The organism is Blastochloris tepida, assembly GCF_003966715.1.
GTDB classification, from domain to species: Bacteria; Pseudomonadota; Alphaproteobacteria; order Rhizobiales; family Xanthobacteraceae; genus Blastochloris; species Blastochloris tepida.
In genome coordinates, this window is sequence record NZ_AP018907.1 from 1247430 (window position 1) to 1266078 (window position 18649).

The 18649-nt window shown below is 68.1% G+C and carries 8 protein-coding genes; 4 read left to right on the forward strand and 4 right to left on the reverse strand.

The features are described 5' to 3' along the window. Nucleotides 1–2 precede the first annotated feature (2 nt). Nucleotides 3–3053, reverse strand: coding sequence for an excinuclease ABC subunit UvrA (gene uvrA, locus BLTE_RS05820; protein WP_126398398.1), 3051 nt, complete (start codon nt 3051–3053; stop codon nt 3–5). Between the two features lie 298 nt (nt 3054–3351). On the opposite strand from uvrA, the gene ssb reads away from it, so the two are divergent. Both ssb and BLTE_RS05830 read left to right on the forward strand, forming a co-directional pair. After that, complete coding sequence (gene ssb, locus BLTE_RS05825) at nt 3352–3843, forward strand: single-stranded DNA-binding protein (RefSeq protein WP_126398400.1); 492 nt, start codon at nt 3352–3354, stop codon at nt 3841–3843. A gap of 782 nt (nt 3844–4625) precedes the next feature. Further along, the gene (locus BLTE_RS05830; protein ID WP_126398402.1) at nt 4626–6389 is read left to right on the forward strand and encodes a sensor histidine kinase; all 1764 of its coding nucleotides are present in this window, start codon (nt 4626–4628) and stop codon (nt 6387–6389) included. A 198-nt stretch (nt 6390–6587) separates the two neighbouring features. Here the strand turns inward: BLTE_RS05830 and BLTE_RS05835 are convergent, their stop codons facing one another. Continuing rightward, a complete protein-coding gene (locus BLTE_RS05835) occupies nt 6588–7763 on the reverse strand; it encodes a M20 aminoacylase family protein (protein ID WP_126398404.1) in 1176 nt (391 codons plus the stop codon). Between the two features lie 254 nt (nt 7764–8017). Between BLTE_RS05835 and BLTE_RS05840 the strand changes: the two genes are divergently transcribed. After that, nucleotides 8018–8506, forward strand: coding sequence for a response regulator (locus BLTE_RS05840; RefSeq protein ID WP_126398406.1), 489 nt, complete (start codon nt 8018–8020; stop codon nt 8504–8506). 300 nt (nt 8507–8806) lie between these two features. Here the strand turns inward: BLTE_RS05840 and BLTE_RS05845 are convergent, their stop codons facing one another. Both BLTE_RS05845 and BLTE_RS05850 read right to left on the reverse strand, forming a co-directional pair. Continuing rightward, on the reverse strand, nt 8807–11647 hold the full coding sequence (locus BLTE_RS05845; RefSeq protein WP_126398408.1) for a sulfide/dihydroorotate dehydrogenase-like FAD/NAD-binding protein: 2841 nt from the start codon (nt 11645–11647) through the stop codon (nt 8807–8809). Further along, nucleotides 11644–16626, reverse strand: a complete 4983-nt coding sequence (locus BLTE_RS05850; RefSeq protein WP_126398410.1) for a 2-oxoacid:acceptor oxidoreductase family protein — start codon at nt 16624–16626, stop codon at nt 11644–11646. The genes BLTE_RS05845 and BLTE_RS05850 overlap by 4 nt, the downstream gene beginning before the upstream one ends. Before the next feature lie 953 nt (nt 16627–17579). Here BLTE_RS05850 and BLTE_RS05855 point away from each other — a divergent pair. Further along, entirely contained in the window at nt 17580–18368 is a 789-nt protein-coding gene (locus tag BLTE_RS05855; protein ID WP_244600135.1) for an SDR family NAD(P)-dependent oxidoreductase, read from the forward strand. Nucleotides 18369–18649: the final 281 nt, after the last annotated feature.

Sequence of the window (18649 nt, forward strand, 5' to 3'; positions counted from 1 at the left end):
CCTCACTCCGCCGCCTGCTTGCCCTTCGCCTTGCCGCGCGCCAGCACCGGCTTGAGGAACTTGCCCGTATAGCTGCGCGGCTCCTTGGCGATCAGCTCGGGCGGGCCAGCGGCGACGATCTCGCCGCCGCCGTCGCCGCCCTCGGGGCCGAGATCGATCAGCCAGTCGGCGGTCTTGATCACTTCGAGATTGTGCTCGATCACCACCACGGTGTTGCCCTGGGCCACCAGCTCGTGCAGCACTTCGAGCAGCTTCGCCACGTCGTGGAAGTGCAGGCCGGTGGTCGGCTCGTCGAGAATATAGAGCGTGCGGCCGGTCGAGCGCTTCGCCAGCTCCTTCGACAGCTTCACGCGCTGCGCCTCGCCGCCCGAGAGCGTCGTCGCCTGCTGGCCGATGTGGATGTAGCCGAGGCCGACGCGCGACAGCGTTTCGAGGATGCGGCGGATGGTCGGCACCGCCTGGAAGAACTGCACGCCCTCGTCGACCGTCATGTCGAGCACGTCGGCGATCGACTTGCCCTTGAAGATCACCTCCAGCGTCTCGCGATTGTAGCGCTTGCCCTTGCAGACGTCGCAGGTGACGTAGACGTCCGGCAGGAAGTGCATCTCGATCTTGATGACGCCGTCGCCCTGGCAGGCCTCGCAGCGCCCGCCCTTGACGTTGAACGAGAAGCGGCCCGGATCGTAGCCGCGCGCCTTCGATTCCGGCAGGCCGGCGAACCAGTCGCGGATCGGCGTGAATGCGCCGGTATAGGTGGCGGGGTTGGAGCGCGGGGTGCGGCCGATCGGCGACTGGTCGATGTCGATCACCTTGTCGAGGTGTTCGAGGCCGATGAGCGCGTCATGCACGCCGGGCACGTCGGAGGCGTTGTTGAGCCGCCGCGCCACCGCCTTGTAGAGCGTGTCGATGAGCAGCGTCGACTTGCCGCCGCCCGAGACGCCGGTGATGCAGGTGAACAGGCCCAGCGGGATCTCGGCGGTGACGTTCTTGAGATTGTTGGAGCGCGCGCCGACCAGCTTCAGCGTGCGGGCGGGGTCGGGCTTGCGGCGCGCCGGCACGGCGATCGATTTGGCGCCGGTCAGGTATTGCCCGGTCAGCGATTTGGGGTCGGCCATGATCTCGGCCGGCGTGCCCTGCGCGACGATCCGCCCGCCATGGATGCCGGCGCCGGGGCCGACATCGACCACGTAATCGGCCTCGCGGATGGCGTCCTCGTCGTGCTCGACGACGATGACGGTGTTGCCAAGGTCGCGCAGACGTTCCAGCGTCTTCAGCAGCCGTTCGTTGTCGCGCTGGTGCAGGCCGATCGACGGCTCGTCCAGCACATAGAGCACGCCGGTGAGGCCGGAGCCGATCTGCGAGGCGAGGCGGATGCGCTGGCTCTCGCCGCCCGACAGCGTGCCGGAATTGCGCGAGAGCGTGAGATAATCGAGCCCGACATCCATCAGGAAGCGCAGGCGCTCGCGGATCTCCTTGAGGATGCGCACCGCGATGTCGTTCTGCTTTTTGGTGAGCGTGGCGGGCAGCGCCTCGAACCACGCGCCGGCGCGGCGCACGCTCATCTCCGCCACCTCGCCGATGTGAAGGCCGGCGATCTTCACCGCCAGCGCCTCGGGCTTGAGGCGATGGCCGGCGCAGGCCTCGCACGGGGTGGCGGAGAAGTACTTGCCGATCTCCTCGCGCGCCCACTCGCTCTCGGTCTCGCGCCAGCGGCGCTGGAGATTGGTGACCACGCCTTCGAACGGCTTCTTGGTTTCGTAGGCGCGCAGGCCGTCATCATAGACGATGGTCACCGGCTCCTCGCCCGAGCCGTAGAGGATGACGTCGCGCGCCGTCTTCGGCAGTTCCTTCCACGGCACCGTGACCTTGAACTTGTAGTGGCGGGCCAGCGCATCCAGCGTCTGGGCGTAATAGGGGCTGGAGGAGCGCGACCATGGCGCGATGGCGCCTTGGCGCAGGCTCTTCGCGGTGTCCGGCACCACCAGATTGGGGTCGATGGTCTGCTCGGTGCCGATGCCGCCGCAGGTCGGGCAGGCGCCGAACGGATTGTTGAACGAGAACAGCCGCGGCTCGACCTCGGGAATGGTGAAGCCGGAGACCGGGCAGGCGAATTTTTCGGAGAACAGGATGCGGGCGGGCTCTTCTCCCTCCCCTGCAAGGGGAGGGTCGGATCGCCGCAGGCGATCCGGGGTGGGGTCGACCCCCTCCCGCCGCGCGTCGCGCGTCGACCTCCCCCTGTCCGGGGGGGGTGAAGAGGCCGGCGCATCGGCGAACTCGATAATCGCCAGCCCGTCGGCGAGCTTGAGCGCGGTCTCCAGCGAGTCGGCGAGCCGCGTCGCAATGTCGGGGCGCACCACCAGCCGGTCCACCACCACCTCGATGGTGTGCTTCAGCTTCTTGTCGAGCGCCGGGGCCTCGGAGATCTCGTAGAACGCGCCGTCGATCTTGACGCGCTGGAAGCCCTTCTTCTGGAACTCGGCGAGCTCCTTGCGGTACTCGCCCTTGCGGCCGCGCACCACGGGCGCCAGCAGATAGAGCCTTGTGCCGGGGGTGAGCTCCAGCACGCGGTCGACCATCTGCGACACGGTCTGGCTCTCGATCGGAAGACCCGTCGCGGGCGAGTAGGGGGTGCCGACCCGCGCCCACAGCAGGCGCATGTAGTCGTAGATCTCGGTGACGGTGCCCACCGTCGAGCGCGGGTTCTTCGACGTCGTCTTCTGCTCGATGGAGATGGCCGGCGACAGGCCGTCGATCTGGTCGACGTCCGGCTTCTGCATCATGTCGAGGAACTGGCGGGCATAGGCCGACAGGCTCTCGACATAGCGGCGCTGGCCCTCGGCATAGATGGTGTCGAAGGCGAGCGACGACTTGCCCGAGCCGGACAGGCCGGTGAACACCACCAGCCGGTCGCGCGGGATGTCGAGATCGACGCCCTTCAGATTGTGCTCGCGCGCGCCGCGGATCGAGATGGTGCGGGCGGGGTCGATGGTGGCGCGATCATTTCTGGAGCGTTCATTCTCGGAGCGGTCGCGTCTGGAGCGGGGCGAGGTCATGCGGGGGTCTCGGCACGCGGCCGAGGGGGCCCGGCGGCGGTTCGACAAGAACAAAACGAGGCCATAACCTAGGGCGCCGCGCTCGAAAACGCCAGTGCCGCGATGCACGGCCGCCCGGCGCAATCGCGGTGACCGGACGAGCGGGAGCGCAAGGCGATTGTGAGGGGAGCCGGTTTGCGCTAAGAACGTAACCGGAACATTGTCGCTTGTGGACATGGCCCGGGCAGGGGGCGCGCCAGCGCGCCGGCTGGGCTAGGGTGGCGGCGACAACCATGACAAGACGGAAAGGCGGGCAGCCATGGCGGGCAGCGTCAACAAGGTGATCCTGGTCGGCAATCTCGGGCGCGATCCGGAAGTGCAGCGCTTCTCGAACGGCGGGCAGGCGGTGAAATTCAGCGTCGCCACCTCCGAGCGCTGGCCGGACAAGGCCACCGGCGAGAAGAAGGAAAAGACCGAGTGGCACAACATCGTCATCTATAACGAGAATCTCGGTCGGGTCGCCGAGCAGTATCTGCGCAAGGGATCGAAGGTCTATATCGAGGGGCAGCTCCAGACCCGCGAATACACCGACAAGGACGGCCAGCAGCGGCGGATCACCGAGGTGGTGCTGCAGCGCTTCCGCGGCGAACTGACGCTGCTCGACGGGCGGAGCGGCGGCGGCGCCGAGATCGACGATGCCGGCGGCGATTTCGGCCAGCGCAGCCCGCTGCCGGCGCGCGGCGGCGCCCGTCCGCCGGCCTCCGGCGGCGGCAAGTATTCCAGCGACCTCGACGACGAGATCCCGTTCTGAGGCCGGCCGGCGTGTGGGGATGATACGGTTTCCGGCTGATCAGGCCTTCGAGCCGTGTTTCGATCGCCGAAAATCCCGTTGTCGGGAGTTTCTTGCGGAATTTTCTTGCGGAACGGGGTTTTCGGCGAGACCGTTTCCGGTATCCCGAAGGGATCAGCCGGAAACTGTATCAGGCATCCCGGAGGGATCGGCCGGAAACCGTATGACCCCGTCCGGAGGCGGCCGCAGCCCGCGGATCTGCCCCGCGCGGCGCGGGCGGCGGTGCCTTGGTGCGGCCATATGCTTGCGAGAATGTGAAGCCTGTCGACCCCGTCGGGGCACACCGACGTCTTGGAGAGCGACCGGTTTCGAGCTACGAAATGGTGCGGTGCGGAATCTGGTGTCCGGGCCGGGGCGTTCTGGGGACGTCGTTCTCCGGGGCCGTCGTTTCGCAGGCCGGGTGTCGAAGGTTCCAGTTTCGGACCGGAATGTTCGGCGCCGGCGTTTTTCCGGGGTCACGCAGGGTTTTCCCCGGAAGCCGCGTGGGTTCACCGGCCTGGGAGCGTGATGCGCCGGGGCGTTGCAGATCTGGAACTCTGGCAAGTCTGGAACTCTGGCAAGTCTGGAACTCTGGCAAGTCCGGAGTTCTGGCGTATCGGGAATTCCGAGCGAGTCGGGAATTCTGGTTCGCAAGGCCATCGATTTCGTGAAAATTCGCGATCCAGGCGAACGGTTGGCCTTCGCCGCCGTTGGTTAGAGGGATCGCTTTCGGAGGGGCTGGCCGTTTGACGGCACAATCGGATGTGACAATCGGCGCCGCCGGCCGGATCGGCACGCATGGTGCCGCGGTCGATGGCGGCCGAACCCGCGCCAGGCGCGACGTGCCGCTGGCATGGCTGCTGGCGTTCCTGATCCTGGCCTCGGTGGCGCCGCTGGTGCTGATCGGCGCCTACACCATCATGCGCTGGGCGGATGTCGAGCACACGGCCGAGATCGGCCGCGTGTCCGAGGTTGCACACACGCTGGCGCAGGCGGTGGACCGCGATCTGCGCAGCCACAGCGAGACCGCCGAGGTGCTGGCCGCCTCGCGGGCGCTGGTGAAGGCGAATTTCCAGGCATTCGACGAGCAGGCCCGCGCCGTGTCGGCGCGCGGCGGCCATGTGGTGCTGGTCGACCGCTCGCTGCGGCCGCTGGTCGATACCCGCGACGAGCCCGCCCGGCCGGCGGAGATTCGCGCCAGACCGGTCGAGCAGGTGTTCGCCTCCGGGCGGATGAAGGTGGGCAATGCCGGGCCGATGGCCGGCGAGCCCGACCGTTTCGCGATCTATGTGCCGGTCAGCGTCGAGCGCGAGGTGCGCAGCGTGCTGATGCTGATGCCGCCGCCGGCCGCCATCCAGGCCGTTCTGCAGCAGACCTACCGGCCGGAGGGCTGGTTCGCCGCCATCCTCGACGGCGAGGGCCGCGTCGTCGCCCGCTCGGCGCCCGAGCGCGGCGAGGACGGCGCGCTGATCGCCCAGGCCGCCCCGCCCGAGCTTCTGGCGCAGCTTGCCGCACCCGAAGGCGTGTTCAATGTCACCGCTCTCGACGGCCAGCCGGCCGTCGCCGCCTATCGCCGCTCCAGCCTGAACGACTGGCGCGCCGTGGTGTGGGTGCCGAAGGCGGTGCTGGAGGCGCCGAGCAACCAGCGCCGCGACGCCGTGCTGGCGCTGCTCGGCCTCACCACGCTGGTGTCGATCGGCGCCGCCCTGTTCGGCGCGCACCTGATCAACCGCTCGACGCGGCGCACGGTGAACGCGGCGCGGGCGCTGGGCGAGGGGGCGCCGATCTCGCTCAAGCCGACGCTCATCCGCGAGGACAATCTGGTCTGCCGGGCGCTGGCCGATGCGGCCGAGACCATCGCGGCGCGCGAGGATGCGCTGCACGACAGCGCCCGCCACATGGGCCTCGTGATGCGCGAGCTGTCGCACCGCTCGAAGAATCTGCTCACCGTGGTGCAGTCGATGGCGCGCCAGACCGGCCGCCACACCAGCGACGCCGCTGAGTTCCAGGCGCGGTTCGAGGACCGGATTTCCAGCCTCGCCCGCTCGCACGACCTGCTGGTCGCCCGCAACTGGACTGGCGCCACCGTCGCCGAGCTGGTCGAGCGGCAATTGCTGCCGTTCCTGGACGCCGCCAACGACCGCATCTCGCTCGATGGGCCGGCGCTGCTGATGAAGCCGGATGCGGCGCAGAACATCGGCATGGCGCTGCACGAACTGGCCACCAATGCCTCCAAGCATGGGGCGCTGTCGGTGCCGTCGGGGCGCATCCGCATCGTCTGGCGGGTCGAGGACGCGGAGCCCGAGCCGCGGCTGCACATGAGCTGGGAGGAGACCGGCGGCCCGCCGGTGGAGCCGCCGGCGCGGCGCGGCTTCGGCCATGTGGTGATCGAGCGGATGGTGTCGATGGCGCTGCGCGGCCAGGCCCGGCTCGACTGGAAGTCGGACGGCGTGGCCTGGACGCTCGACGTGCCGCTGGCGGCGGTGTGCGAGCACATGGGCCGGCCGATCGCCGCCGCGGCGGAGTGAGCGGCGGCCGGCGTCGTCCGGGGCAGGGGCTGTCGTCCCGGGAAAGGGCCGCAGGCCCACGACCCGGGGAAGGGCTGTCGTCCCGGGCAAGCAGCTTTAGCTGCGCGACCCGGGACCGTGTGCCGGATAGAGGTCTTTCCGGAAGACGATCCCGGGTCTCGCTCACGCTCGCCCGGGATGACGCCGCATGATGCCGCGCTATCCCACCGCCGGCATGCGGGCTTCCACCAGCCGTACCCAGAACGACACGCCGGCCGGAATCAGCTGGTCGTTGAAGTCGTAGGCCGGGTGGTGGAGGCTCGCCGAGTGCTCGCCATTGCCGGCGAAGATCAGCGCGCCCGGCCGCTTCTCCAGCATGAAGGCGAAGTCCTCGCCGCCCATCACCGGCGCGGCGTTGGCCTGCACGCGCTCCTCGCCCGAGATCTCGCGGGCCACCGCCGCGGCGAACTCGGTCTCGCGGGGGTGGTTGCGCAGCACCGGATAGTCGCGCCGGTAGTCGGCGCGGGCGGTGGCGCCGTAGATGCGGGCGGTGGCCTCGACGATATGGGCGATGCGGGCCTCCAGCAGGTCGCGCACCTCGGCGGTGAGCGCGCGGGCGGTGCCGCGCAGGTGGGCGGTCTGGGGGATGACGTTGTCGGTATGGCCGGCCTGGAACATGGTGATCGACACCACGCCCGAATCCAGCGGATCGAGATTGCGCGACACCACCGACTGCAGCATCTGCACGATGGCGGCGCCGACCAGCACGGTATCGACCGTCGCGTGCGGCCGGGCGGCGTGGCCGCCCTTGCCCTCGATGTCGATGAACACCCGGTCGGCGGAGGCCATCAGCGGCCCCGGCCGGGTGGCGAAGGCGCCCACCGGCAGGCCCGGCATGTTGTGCATGCCATAGACCTCCTGGATGCCGAAGCGCTCCATCAGCCCGTCATCGATCATCGCCTTGGCGCCGGCGCCGCCTTCCTCGGCCGGCTGGAAGATCACGACCGCCGTGCCGTCGAAATTGCGGGTCTCGGCGAGGTATTTGGCCGCGCCCAGCAGCATGGCGGTGTGGCCGTCATGGCCGCAGGCGTGCATCTTGCCGGGCGTGGCCGAGGCGTAGGGCAGGCCGGTCGCCTCCTCGATGGGCAGCGCGTCCATGTCGGCGCGCATCGCCACCACCCGGCCGGCGCCCGGCCGGCGGCCGTGAATGACGCCGACCACGCCGGTGCGGCCGATGCCGGGCACCACCTGATCGACCCCGAAGCTCTCGAGCCGCTCGGCGACCCGCCCGGCCGTGCGGTGCACCTCGTACTGCAGCTCGGGGTGCTGGTGGAAATCGCGGCGCCAAGCGGAAATCTCTTCCGTCAGGGCCGCGACGCGATTGACGACCGGCATGTCATCCTCGTCGGCTGGGGGAAAACACCTAGCGAACACCGCCGCGGCGGCGCGGTCAACAGGGCGGTGAGTCGGGAGGGTGGGTTCCCTGGGGGAATTTTGGTGCAGGCCGGGGCGCAGGGAGTTTGCGGCCGGCAGCCGCCGACTCGGCAAGCTTGCGGATGAATACGTAAAGCTGAGTACGGAACGACGTTACTCCGGTCCGGTTGTCTTCGAATTGCCGAAGCCGGCAATGTGTCTAATTGTGCTGCGTGATGATTGGAAACAGGTCTCTCCGCATCCTTGTGGTCGAAGACGACATCATGGTGGCGCTCGACGCCGCCGAGATTCTGCAGGGCGCTGGCTACAACGTCATCGGCGTCGCCGACGATTTCGAGGAGGCGATGCGAGTCGACGCGGTGCGCCCGCCGGATCTGGCGCTGGTCGATCTCCATTTGATGAGCGGCTATTCCGGCGTGGCGGTGGCTGCCGCGCTCGGCAAGCGCGGCATCGCCTGCCTGTTCGTCACCGGCAGCGCGCCCGACCGCGCGGCGGAAGCCTATGCGCTGGGCTGCCTGCTCAAGCCGTTCGACGACCGCTCGCTGGTGCAGGCGGTGGGGGCGGCCGAGGACGTGCTGGACGGCCGGCCGGTGCGGGCGCTGCCGCGCAACATGCGGCTCTACCGGCGGTTCGCGGTGCCGCGCACCGAAAGCGCCTCCATCCAGGCGGCATCGCACGAGATCCTGCCGGTCCCGGGCGGGTGAGGGGGCCAGCCCGCCGTCCCGGACGGCGCGCAGCGCCGAGCCGGGACCGTTTTCAGGAGGGGGCGTCTTGTTCGGAGGACGATCCCGGCTCCTCGCTTCGCTCGGTCCGGGACGACGCGGTGTGACCGCTGTGTAGGGCGGGATAGCGCAGCGTATCCCGCCGGTTTCGACGCCCACTTCCGACGCAATACTTCGGCGCAATACGCTTCGCTATTGCGCCCTACGGTGTCCGCTGGGATGACGCGGGGGAGAGATCGTCGTCCCGGACGGCGCTTTGCGCCGTCCGGGACGCATCAAACCTCACGCCAGACCGCGTGCCTCCTTGGAACGCTGCTCCTGGGTCTTGAACGCGCCGAAGCGCGGCAGGAACTTGTCCCAGTCGATGATGTGGGCGTCGATCTCCGGCCCGTCGATGCAGGCGTGCTTGCGCACCAGCTTGCCGTCGATCATCACCGGCACCATGCAGGCGCCGCACATGCCGGTGGCGTCGACCATGATCGAGTTGAGGCTCGCCACCGTCTTCACGCCGTACGGCTTGGTGAGGTCGGAGACCACGCGCATCATGATCGGCGGGCCGATGGTGACCACCTCGGCGATCTTGCGCCCCTTCGACGTCTTGTCGTTCTTCAGCATCTCTTCGAGCGGCGTGGTGACGAAGCCCTTGAGACCGAACGTGCCGTCATTGGTGGCGTAGATCACGTCGAGCTGATCGCCCCACTTGGCCTTCAGCCTGCCCATGCGCTCGTCCTCGCCCGTCCAGAACAGGAAGTCCTTGGAGCGGAAGCCGGCGATCAGCGTGACGTGGTTGCCGAGTTCGAGGTGCGCCCGGGCGATCGGGTACACCGGCGGCAGGCCGACACCGCCGGCGGTGAACACCACCGTCTGGTCGGGCCCGTAGTGGTGCAGCTCGCTGGCCTGACCCAGCGGGCCGGCGATGCCGGCGAACGCGTCGCCGATCGCCATCTTGTTCATGAGCAGCGTCGAGGTGCCCATACCCTGGATAACGAGGTCGATGGTGCCTTCCTCGGCGTCCCAGTCGGCCAGCGTCAGCGGGATCAGCTCGCCGTCGTCCCAGGCCAGCACGCGGACGAACTGGCCGGCCTTGGCCGAGCGCGCCACCATCGGCGCGCGGACCTTGAACTCGACGATGCCGCCGGCGAGCGGGATCTTGTCGACGATGGTCTGCGCGACCTGACCCAGCTCGGTGTAGCGGGCGGCCTTCTCGACCCGGCTCTTGATCTCGGCCGCGTCGAACGGGATCTCGCCGACGATCTGACGCGCCGCCGCCTGTCCGTCGCCCGCCGCCATGATGGCGGTGGAGCCGCCGCGCGCGGCGTCGCCGCCCGAATAGACGTCGGGGATCGAGGTCGCCTTGGTCTTCGGCTCGACCTCGATGGTGCCCCACTTCGACACCTTCAGGGTGGGCTCGGCGTCCTTCATGATCGGGTTCGCCGTGTTGCCCAGCGCCATGATCACGAGGTCGACCGGCACGCGCTCGGTCTGGCCGGTCTTCACCGGCGCCCGGCGGCCCGACTTGTCGGGCGGGCCGAGTTCATTCACGTCGAGCACGGCGTGGGTGACGAAGTGGGTCTTGTCGTCGCCCAGGAACTCGCTCGGCGCGCGCAGCACCTTGAGATTGATGCCTTCTTCGAGCGCGTGGTGCAGCTCTTCCACGCGGGCCGGCATCTCGCTCTTGGTGCGGCGATAGACGATGGTAACGTTGGCGCCGAGACGCCGGGCGGTGCGCGCCGCGTCCATCGCGGTGTTGCCGCCGCCGATCACGAACACTTCCTTGCCCTTGGTGTCGGGCAGGGGGGTCTCGTACTTGTCGTCGATCGCCCGCATCAGGTTGACGCGGGTGAGGAACTCGTTGGCCGACATCACGCCGAGCAGGTGCTCGCCCGGCACGTTCATGAAGGTCGGAAGGCCCGCGCCGGTGCCGACGAAGATCTTCCAGAAGCCGTTTTCCTTGAGGTCGTCGAGCGTCGCGGTCTTGCCGACCACGAAGTTCTTGACGAACCGGCCGCCGAGCAGGTTGATCTTCTTCACCACGTCGTCGATCAGCGTGTTCGGCAGGCGGAATTCCGGAATGCCGTAGCGCAGCACGCCGCCCAGCTCGTGGAACGCCTCGAACACGGTGACCGGGTAGCCCTCCACCGCGAGCAGATAGGCGTTGATGAGGCCGGAGGGACCCGAGCCCACCACCGCGATCGGCGGCTTCTCGGCCTTGGCCCACGGCGACACCACGCCGCCGAAGCGCTCCTCGGGGGACAGGCCGACCAGCTTCTCGTGCTCGGGCAGGAACCATTCAAGCTGGCCGATCTCGATCGGCCGCTTGGTGTGGGTGCACACGCCCTGGCACTGCAGCTCCTGCGGACAGACGCGGCCGGTGACGTTCGGCAGCGGGTTGCAGCTCTCGATCAGCTCCAGCGCCTGACGGAACTTGCCCTGGCCGAGCAGGTCCAGCATCTCGGGGATGTGGATCTTGACCGGGCAGCCGCCCTTGGGGTCGGTCTTGCCGTGGACCAGCACGCCCAATTCGCACGGCTTGTCGGCGCACTGCTTGTCGCGCAGCACCTCCAGCCACACGAACAGCTCGACCTCGCGGGTCGAATAGCCGAGCGCGCGGTAGCCGAGATAGCCGGTGTTCACCAGCTCGAAGTCGGTCGAGCGCTCCTCCGGCGGGCGGATGTAGGGCGGGATGAAGGTCTCGCCCGGCCAGCCCTCGGACAGGCCCTTGAACATCGGGTAGCGGTCGGACAGGTGGTCGTCGATCGCCTTGATGAACTTGCGCTTGAACTTGAGCGGCATCCCCCAGATGAACCGGGTGAGCACCGTGCTCATCTCGTCGTTGCGCAGCAGAAGCTCCCACAGCGTCCTGGTGAACGCTGCGCCAAGCTCCTCCTGCTGGAACTCCCAGGCGATGGCCTGGACGCCGTCGGCGACGAACATCGAGCGCAGCGACTTGGGATCGCCGAGCAGGCGCTTCTTGAGCAGGTCGAGCTGCTTGTTGAACAGCTCGACCGCCGCAGTCTGCTCAAGCTGGGCGAGCTCGCTCTTGCTCGCCTCCAGCGTGCTGGCCGTCCGGGCGTAGCGGACGAGATCCTCGTTGGGGGTCCCTTGGGGGGAGGTGGTGCTCATCGAATGATCTCCGCATCACAATTGGCGGCGACGCGGGCCACGCGGCTCTTGAGGTCCGCGGTGATGGTCACCTTCTCAAGCGCACCCGGAATGGTGTGAGCCACTTCCTTGGTGCCGCCGTCAGCCACGATCACGGTCTTCTCGAACAACTCCGAGACCTGCTGGTAGCAGGTCTTGCAGTTGGTGCACTTCTCGACATCCTCGTCATGGATGAAGGCGATGCCGGCAGCCGAGCCATTGGCGCCGGCCGATGCGGCCGCAGCCGGGGCCGGAGCCGCCGCGGCGCCGCCGAAGGGCGACAGCGCGGTGGCGAGAGCGCCGTTGGCCGGCGCGCTCGAGGAGGCGGCCAGCTCGCTCATCGCGCGGGCGATGGTGTCGAGCGAGGACTCCTTCTCGGTCATCGCCTGCTCGTAGCGGGCCTGCAGCGCCGCCAGCTCGGTGCGGTGATCGGCGTCGAGCTGCTCGATCTCGCGGCCGGCGAGATAGCGCAGCGTCCGCCAGTACTTCCGGCGCTCCTCGACGAGGTGGACGATGGCGCTCGACACCTCCAGCTTGATGAGCTGCTGCTTGTCGTCGGTCGACCACACGAACGCGGTCTTGCCGGCGCGCGCGGCCTGCGGCAGTTCGACATACTCGTGGATCGCCACCGCATTGGTGTCGTCCTTGAGCTTGCGGAACTGCTTCAAGAAGCGCGTCTCGTCGCGGGCGAAGTCGGCCGGGGTCAGCGGCACCTGCATCAGCTTGGTCTGGCCATCCTCGACATAGGTGAGGGTGGTGGTGGTCCAGTCCTTGTCGACGTCCGGGTTGCCGTCGAGCGAGAAGCGGCTCTTCAGGCCGGTCTGGCGCGGGTCGTGGACGAACACCGGGCTCATGCGGCTCTCGACGGCGAGGCGGGCGCGGCGCGCCGCCGCGGCGTCGGCAATGCCGTGCTCGGCCTGGCAGGGGGTGTAGACGTCGAGCACCGCCGGCGAGGAGGAGTGGTTGAGATACTCCATCACGCTCTTCAGGAAGTGGCCCTGGATCGCGGTCGAGGTCTGCACCACGAACACGTTCGGGTGGAACGCGGCGATCAGGCCGAGCTCCTTGCGGTCTTCCTGCTTGCCGGGGTGGGCGGCGCCGAACCGCGACAGATCCGAATCCTGGCCGGTGAGGCTTGCCGTCGAGGTCTGGCCGCCGGTGTTGGAATAGACGCCGGTGTTCAGCACCACCACCTTGACCGGGGTCGAGGTGGCGAGGAGACGCGACAGCGCGCCGAAGCCGATGTCGTAGGTGGCACCGTCGCCGCCCATCGACACGACGGTCGGCAGCAGCGCCATCTCGTCCGGCGTGAAGTCCTTCCAGCTCAGGGTGCGGAACGCCTTGTCGTAGAGGCCGGCATCATAGGCGTCGGCCAGCTCCAGCTTGGCGATGCGCAGCGCCTTCACATCGTCCACCGCCGAGGCGGTGAGACCCTCGAACAGGCCCTTGGCGACCGCCGGGGTGTCCTGGAACAGGCTGTTCACCCACGGGTCGTTGTAGGGGTTGAAGGGGAAGGTCGAGGCATAGACCGACGAGCAGCCGGTGGCGTTGGCGATCACCGCCGAGGCCGGGCCGTTGCCGGTCGGGCCGCTCTCCAGCAGGAACTGGCGCTTCTCCAGCGTCGCGATGACGGTCGAGATGCGTTCGCGGCGGGCGGCGTCGTCCTGCACGGCGGCGAGCTTGGCCTTGAGCTGGTCGATCAGCGCCTCGAGCTCGCGCAGGTGCTCCTTGCGGCGCCGGGTCTGGATGGCGTGGTTGGAGGCCAGCACCAGACGGATGGCGGTGACCTCGCCGCAGCCGCGGCAGGCGCCGTGGCCGCCGGTGGTCGAGTAGTAGTTGGCGCGGTCGAGCATCAGCCGCTTGGTGTCGCCGCCGTCCTTCAGCGCGCCGTCGGTGAAGCGCGACGGGGTGTTGGCGGTGTGGCTGAGGAACTCGAAGCGCGCCTGCAGCGTGTCGAGCAGGGCGGCGTCCTGCTGGCGCTCCTTCAGCGCGCCGGGGCCGCACACGTCGATGCACTCGAGACAGCCCGAGCACTTCCAGGGGTCGACCGCGACGGAGTAGAGGCCGCCGGTGCCGGGCTTGTCCTTCTCCATGGCGTCGAAGAACGGCCGGGTGCGGGCCACCGGGAACAGCGCCAGCGTCTCGGCGAGACGGCCGAGATTGCGCTTCAGCGTGGCGTTGTCGGTGTCGATCGAGGCAGCCGCCTGGGCCACCGCCGCGTCGAACGCGACGGCATCCTTGGTGGCGCGGTAGACCTCGCGCACCGCCTCGGCCAGCGGATAGACCTGGGCGCGCAGCGCGTCGAGCTGGGCCTCGGGCAGATCGAGGTGCTTGATGCCGGTCGCCAGCAGGTCCTGGATGTCGTGGACGGTGTTGGGGATGGCGGCATCCGGGCACACCAGCGTGCATTCCATGCAGCCGGTGCAGAGATCCGGGTTGAACTCCGGCACGTCGCGGCGGAACAGGCCCTTGTCCTTCCACGCCGCAGAGCCGGCGGGAATGAACATGCCCGAGCCGGGCAGCACCGGCGCCTCGGCGATGGTGCCGTCGCGGAACGGCGCGGCGATCATCTCGTCATAATATTCGCGGTCGAAGAAGCCCTCGCTCGGGGCGACGCCACCCGTGCGGCACATCGCGGCCGAGATGGCGACGGTGCGGGCGGCCTTGGCCGAGGCCTCGGCCTCGACGGCGGCGAATTCCGGCTGGGTGTAGTCGAGCGCCTGGGTGGCTTCCAGGCCCTCCTTGATCACCGCCATGTTGCCTTCGACGACGGCGCCGCCCTTGGAGCCGAACTTCTTGGCGATCTGCTGGCGCACCTTGGTGAGGATGGTGTCCATCGAGGCGCCGGCGGTGATGCGGTCGACCTTGCCGCACACCGCGCCGATGAAGGCGATGCCCATCATGCGGGTCTCGAGCTCCGGCGTCGGCGCGTGGCGCTTGGCCACCGCGAAGCCGTCGACGATGAACATCTTGATCTTCTTGTCGCGGATGGTCTTGCGGGCGCGCTCCGGCAGCTCCTTCCACACGTCGAGCGGGGAGAGGTTGGACTGCAGGACGAAGGTGCCGCCCTCGACCAGACCGCGCAGCGGGTTGGCGTGCGCGAACACCTTGTGGTCGGGCGAGACCACGATCTCGACGTCCTCGAGATCGGCGTTGGTGAGCTTCACCGTCTCGGGGCTCAGCGTGATGTAGTAGTTGGTCGGCGCGCCGCTCTTCTCGGAGCCGTATTTCGGCGCGGCCTTGGAGTGGAGATCCAGCACGCCGGCCAGAATGTCGGTGAGCAGCTTGCCGGTGGCCACCGTGCCGTAGCCGCCGACCGAGTGGAAGCGGATGCGGAAGGCCTCGGGCGGCAGCAGGTTCGGGTTGGGCTCGGTTTCGAGCGCCATCAGCTCGGTGTCGGGATAGGCGGCCTTGAGCCGCTCCTGCAGCGCGGCGAGCTTGGGCGAGGGGTTCTTGGCGAAGAACTGCGAGCCGAGATAGACGAACGGCGCGTTCTTCGTCTCCATGTTCTTGAAGGCGGCGACGAGGTGGCGCGGCTGCAGGTCATGGGCGCCGAGGCCGAAGATCGCGGTGGTGATCTTGGGCAGGGTCTTGATGGCCGGGATGCCGGGGTGACGCTCGCCATTGGCAGCGTTCTCGACGCCCTTGAACAGCGCCTGGGTCACGAAGCTGGTCAGCGCGGTGACGTCGGAGCGCTCCAGCACGGTGACGGCGGTCTTGCCGGCCAGCGCGGCGACGAGCTCGGCCTCCGGGAACGGCTGCAGCAGCTTCACCGACACCACGCCGACCTTCTTGCCCTGGCTGCGCAGGTAGGTGGCGACGGCCTCGGCGTCGTCGGTGACCGAGCCCAGGCCCACCACCACGTGCTCGGCGTCCTCGCACATGAAGGTGTGGACCGGCTTGTACTCGCGGCCGGTGAGGGCGGAGTATTCGGCCATGGCCTCGCGCACGAAGCGCGGCACCTCGGCGACGAAGTGGGTGCGGTGGTCGACCGAGCCGGCCTGGAAGTCGGGCTGGTTCTGCACGCCGCCGGTGAGGCCGGGATTGTTGATGTCGACCAGCGCCGGCACGCGCTGGCGGGTGCCCTTCTCGAAGGCGTTCAGCCACTGGCGGCGCCACTGGCCCTGCAGCTCCTCGGGGATCCAGCGCAGGGTGGCCTCGATCAGGCCGCCCTCATTGTCGGTCTCGATCACCGAGGCGTAGGTGTCGAGGTATTCCTTGATCTTGATGAAGGCGTCGCCGGCGAAGTCGCCCTGGTGCTTGGCGAGATACTGCTTGAGCTGGAACACGCGGCCCTTGGCGCCGAACAGGATCTCCTGGGCGACGGTGGGGCACTTCATGCGGCCGGCCGGGTCGCCGAGGAACTCGTGCAGAAGCTCCGGCTCCGGCATCAGGGCTTCGCTCATCATGTGGCTGGTGGCGAAGCCGTCCATCGCGTTGGCGACCGGGATCAGCGAGTTGGCGCTCACTTTATAGGCAATGGCGGCGAGGTCGGCCGCCTCCTGCGGGTTGGAGCCGAACAGGATTGTGTAGCCCGACTGCAGCAGCGCATAGACGTCGTCGTGGCCGGCCATCACGTTGAGCGAGTGCTTGGTGACGACGCGGGCGGCCACCTGCAGCACGAAGCCGCCGACGCGCTTGCCCACCGTGACGTAGTGGGATTCAAGCCCGTACAGGATGCCCTGCGAGGACGAGGCGTTGGAGACGTACTTGCCGCCGGTCAGCGCCGCGCCGAGCGCGCCCGACTGGGCCGAGTGCTCGCCCTCCGGCTCGAAGAAGAAGGGGTGCTTGCCCCAGACATTGCAGCCGCCCGAGGCACGGAACGCTTCATAGATCTCGGAGATCTCGGTGGAGGGCGTGATCGGGTAGCCGATGACGCCGCCGCAGACGTGGCCCATGACCTGGGCAACCGCGCCGTTGCCGTGAATTACGCTGGGAATGCCGGGATACTTTGCGTTCATGTGCCAAGTCCGTATGAGCCAAGTCCGAATGGGTAAAGCGCATCGCGCGACCTGCTCAGAACGAGCATCGCGTCCACTCGCGGGGGTCGCCTGCCCACCGCATCGCCACGGCGCGCTTATAGTGCCTGTGACGTTGGCATGTCCATGTCCACTTTTTGGCTAGACCGTTGCCGGAGGCCGCCGATCGGGGAAAGAACCGGACGCCGGCAGACTAGCTCGCCGGTCTCGCAAGTCATTCGCAAACCAAACTCAGGGGAATCCCTGGAAGTTCGCTCGAAAACATCTCGCCACTTCTGTGTGCAGCGCTCATCCGTAAGATGTCGCATGACACTATGACGCGATCCTTCCCTAGGTGCTTGGGCAGCACAGAACGAGAACCGCCCAGCCGCTTGCTGCGGCGCACACAATCCTGTCTGGAACCCGCCCAAATCGGGTTCGCTGCCCGGTTTGGAACCCGATCAGGTCGGGTTCGCTGCCTGTCTGGAACCCGACCAAGTCGGGTTCTCCGCCGCGGCCCAAACTTCGCCCATCTGGTGTGGAAATTGCTTCGGGTGATACTCGCTTGTCGTGAAAACCCGTCATGATCCCTTCATGCGGTTGCCGGCCTCCGGGGCCGGGGAGCCGCATTCCGGTCGCCGAAAATCCCGTCATCGAGACTTTCGTGCAGACTTGGTTCGTGCAGACTTGGTTTGCAAACCAGGGATTTTCGGCGAGACCGTTTCCGGTTTCCCGAAGGGATCGACCGGAAACCGTATCATGGGCCGCCTGCAAACGGCGGTCCGCAGCGCAGGACCGAGGCCGTGACCGACGACCCCCACGCTCCGCCGTCCGCCCCGGCGCCCGCATCGGCCGAGCCGCCGCGTGGCTGCCCATCATCTGCGCACGCAGCCGCGGCCGCTCCGGCGCCGGCCGCTGGCGGCGGCTGCCCGGCCCATGCGGCGGACCCGGCGGCGATGCACCCGCATGCGCAGGTCTATGCGCACGCCCACCCGCACGCGCTGCCCGATCTGGGCCGGACCATGGTGCTCACCGGCGCCTCGCGCGGCATCGGCCATGCCACGGTGCGCCGCTTCTCGGAGACCGGCTGGCGGATCATCACCTGCTCGCGCCAGCCCTTCAACCGCCAGCGCTGCCCGTGGGAGGAGGGGCCGGACGACCATGTGCAGGTCGATCTCTCTGACCGCCGGGAGTTGCAGCTCGCCATCCACGACATCAAGGCCAAGCTCAACGGCAAGCCGCTGCATGCGCTGGTCAACAATGCCGGCATCTCGCCCAAGACGTCGGCCGGAAGCCGGATGAGTTCGCTGGTGACGCCGGTGGAGACCTGGCTGCAGGTGATCCAGGTGAATTTCCTGGCGCCGATGCTGCTGGCGCGCGGCCTGTTCGAGGAGCTGGCGGCGGCGCACGGCAGCGTGGTCAACGTCACCTCGATCGTCGGCTCGCGCGTCCACCCCTTCGCCGGGACGGCCTATGCCACCTCCAAGGCGGCGCTGGCCTGCCTGACTCGCGAGATGGCCCACGATTTCGCCCCGCACGGCATCCGGGTCAACGCGATTGCACCGGGCGAGATCAAGACCGAAATTCTATCGCCGGAGACGGCCGAGCGGCTGGCGCCCACCATCCCGATGCGCCGGATCGGCACGCCCGAAGAGGTGGCGGAAGTCATCTATTTCCTCTGCTCCGATGCGTCGAGCTACGTCACCGGCACGGAGATCGAGATCAATGGCGGACAGCATCTGTAGACAGAGCGCGCCCGTCCGGGCCTGCCGGTCGGGAACCTTCTCGGTGCGAGTGCGTCGAAGGAGCGGATGGCATACGTATGATGCCGGAAGCGTGATGGCGGCGGCCATCGCCAAACCGGTGGGACGGTCGATATGATTCCGGCAAAGCCATAGTATCGCGCGAAACAATGCGTGACCTTCCGCACCGCGGTGTGACGGTCTGCGCACCCAATGGACAAGACAAAACGTCAATTTGAATGTATTTTAAAATTCAGAATGAACCGAACCAACGCAACAACGGG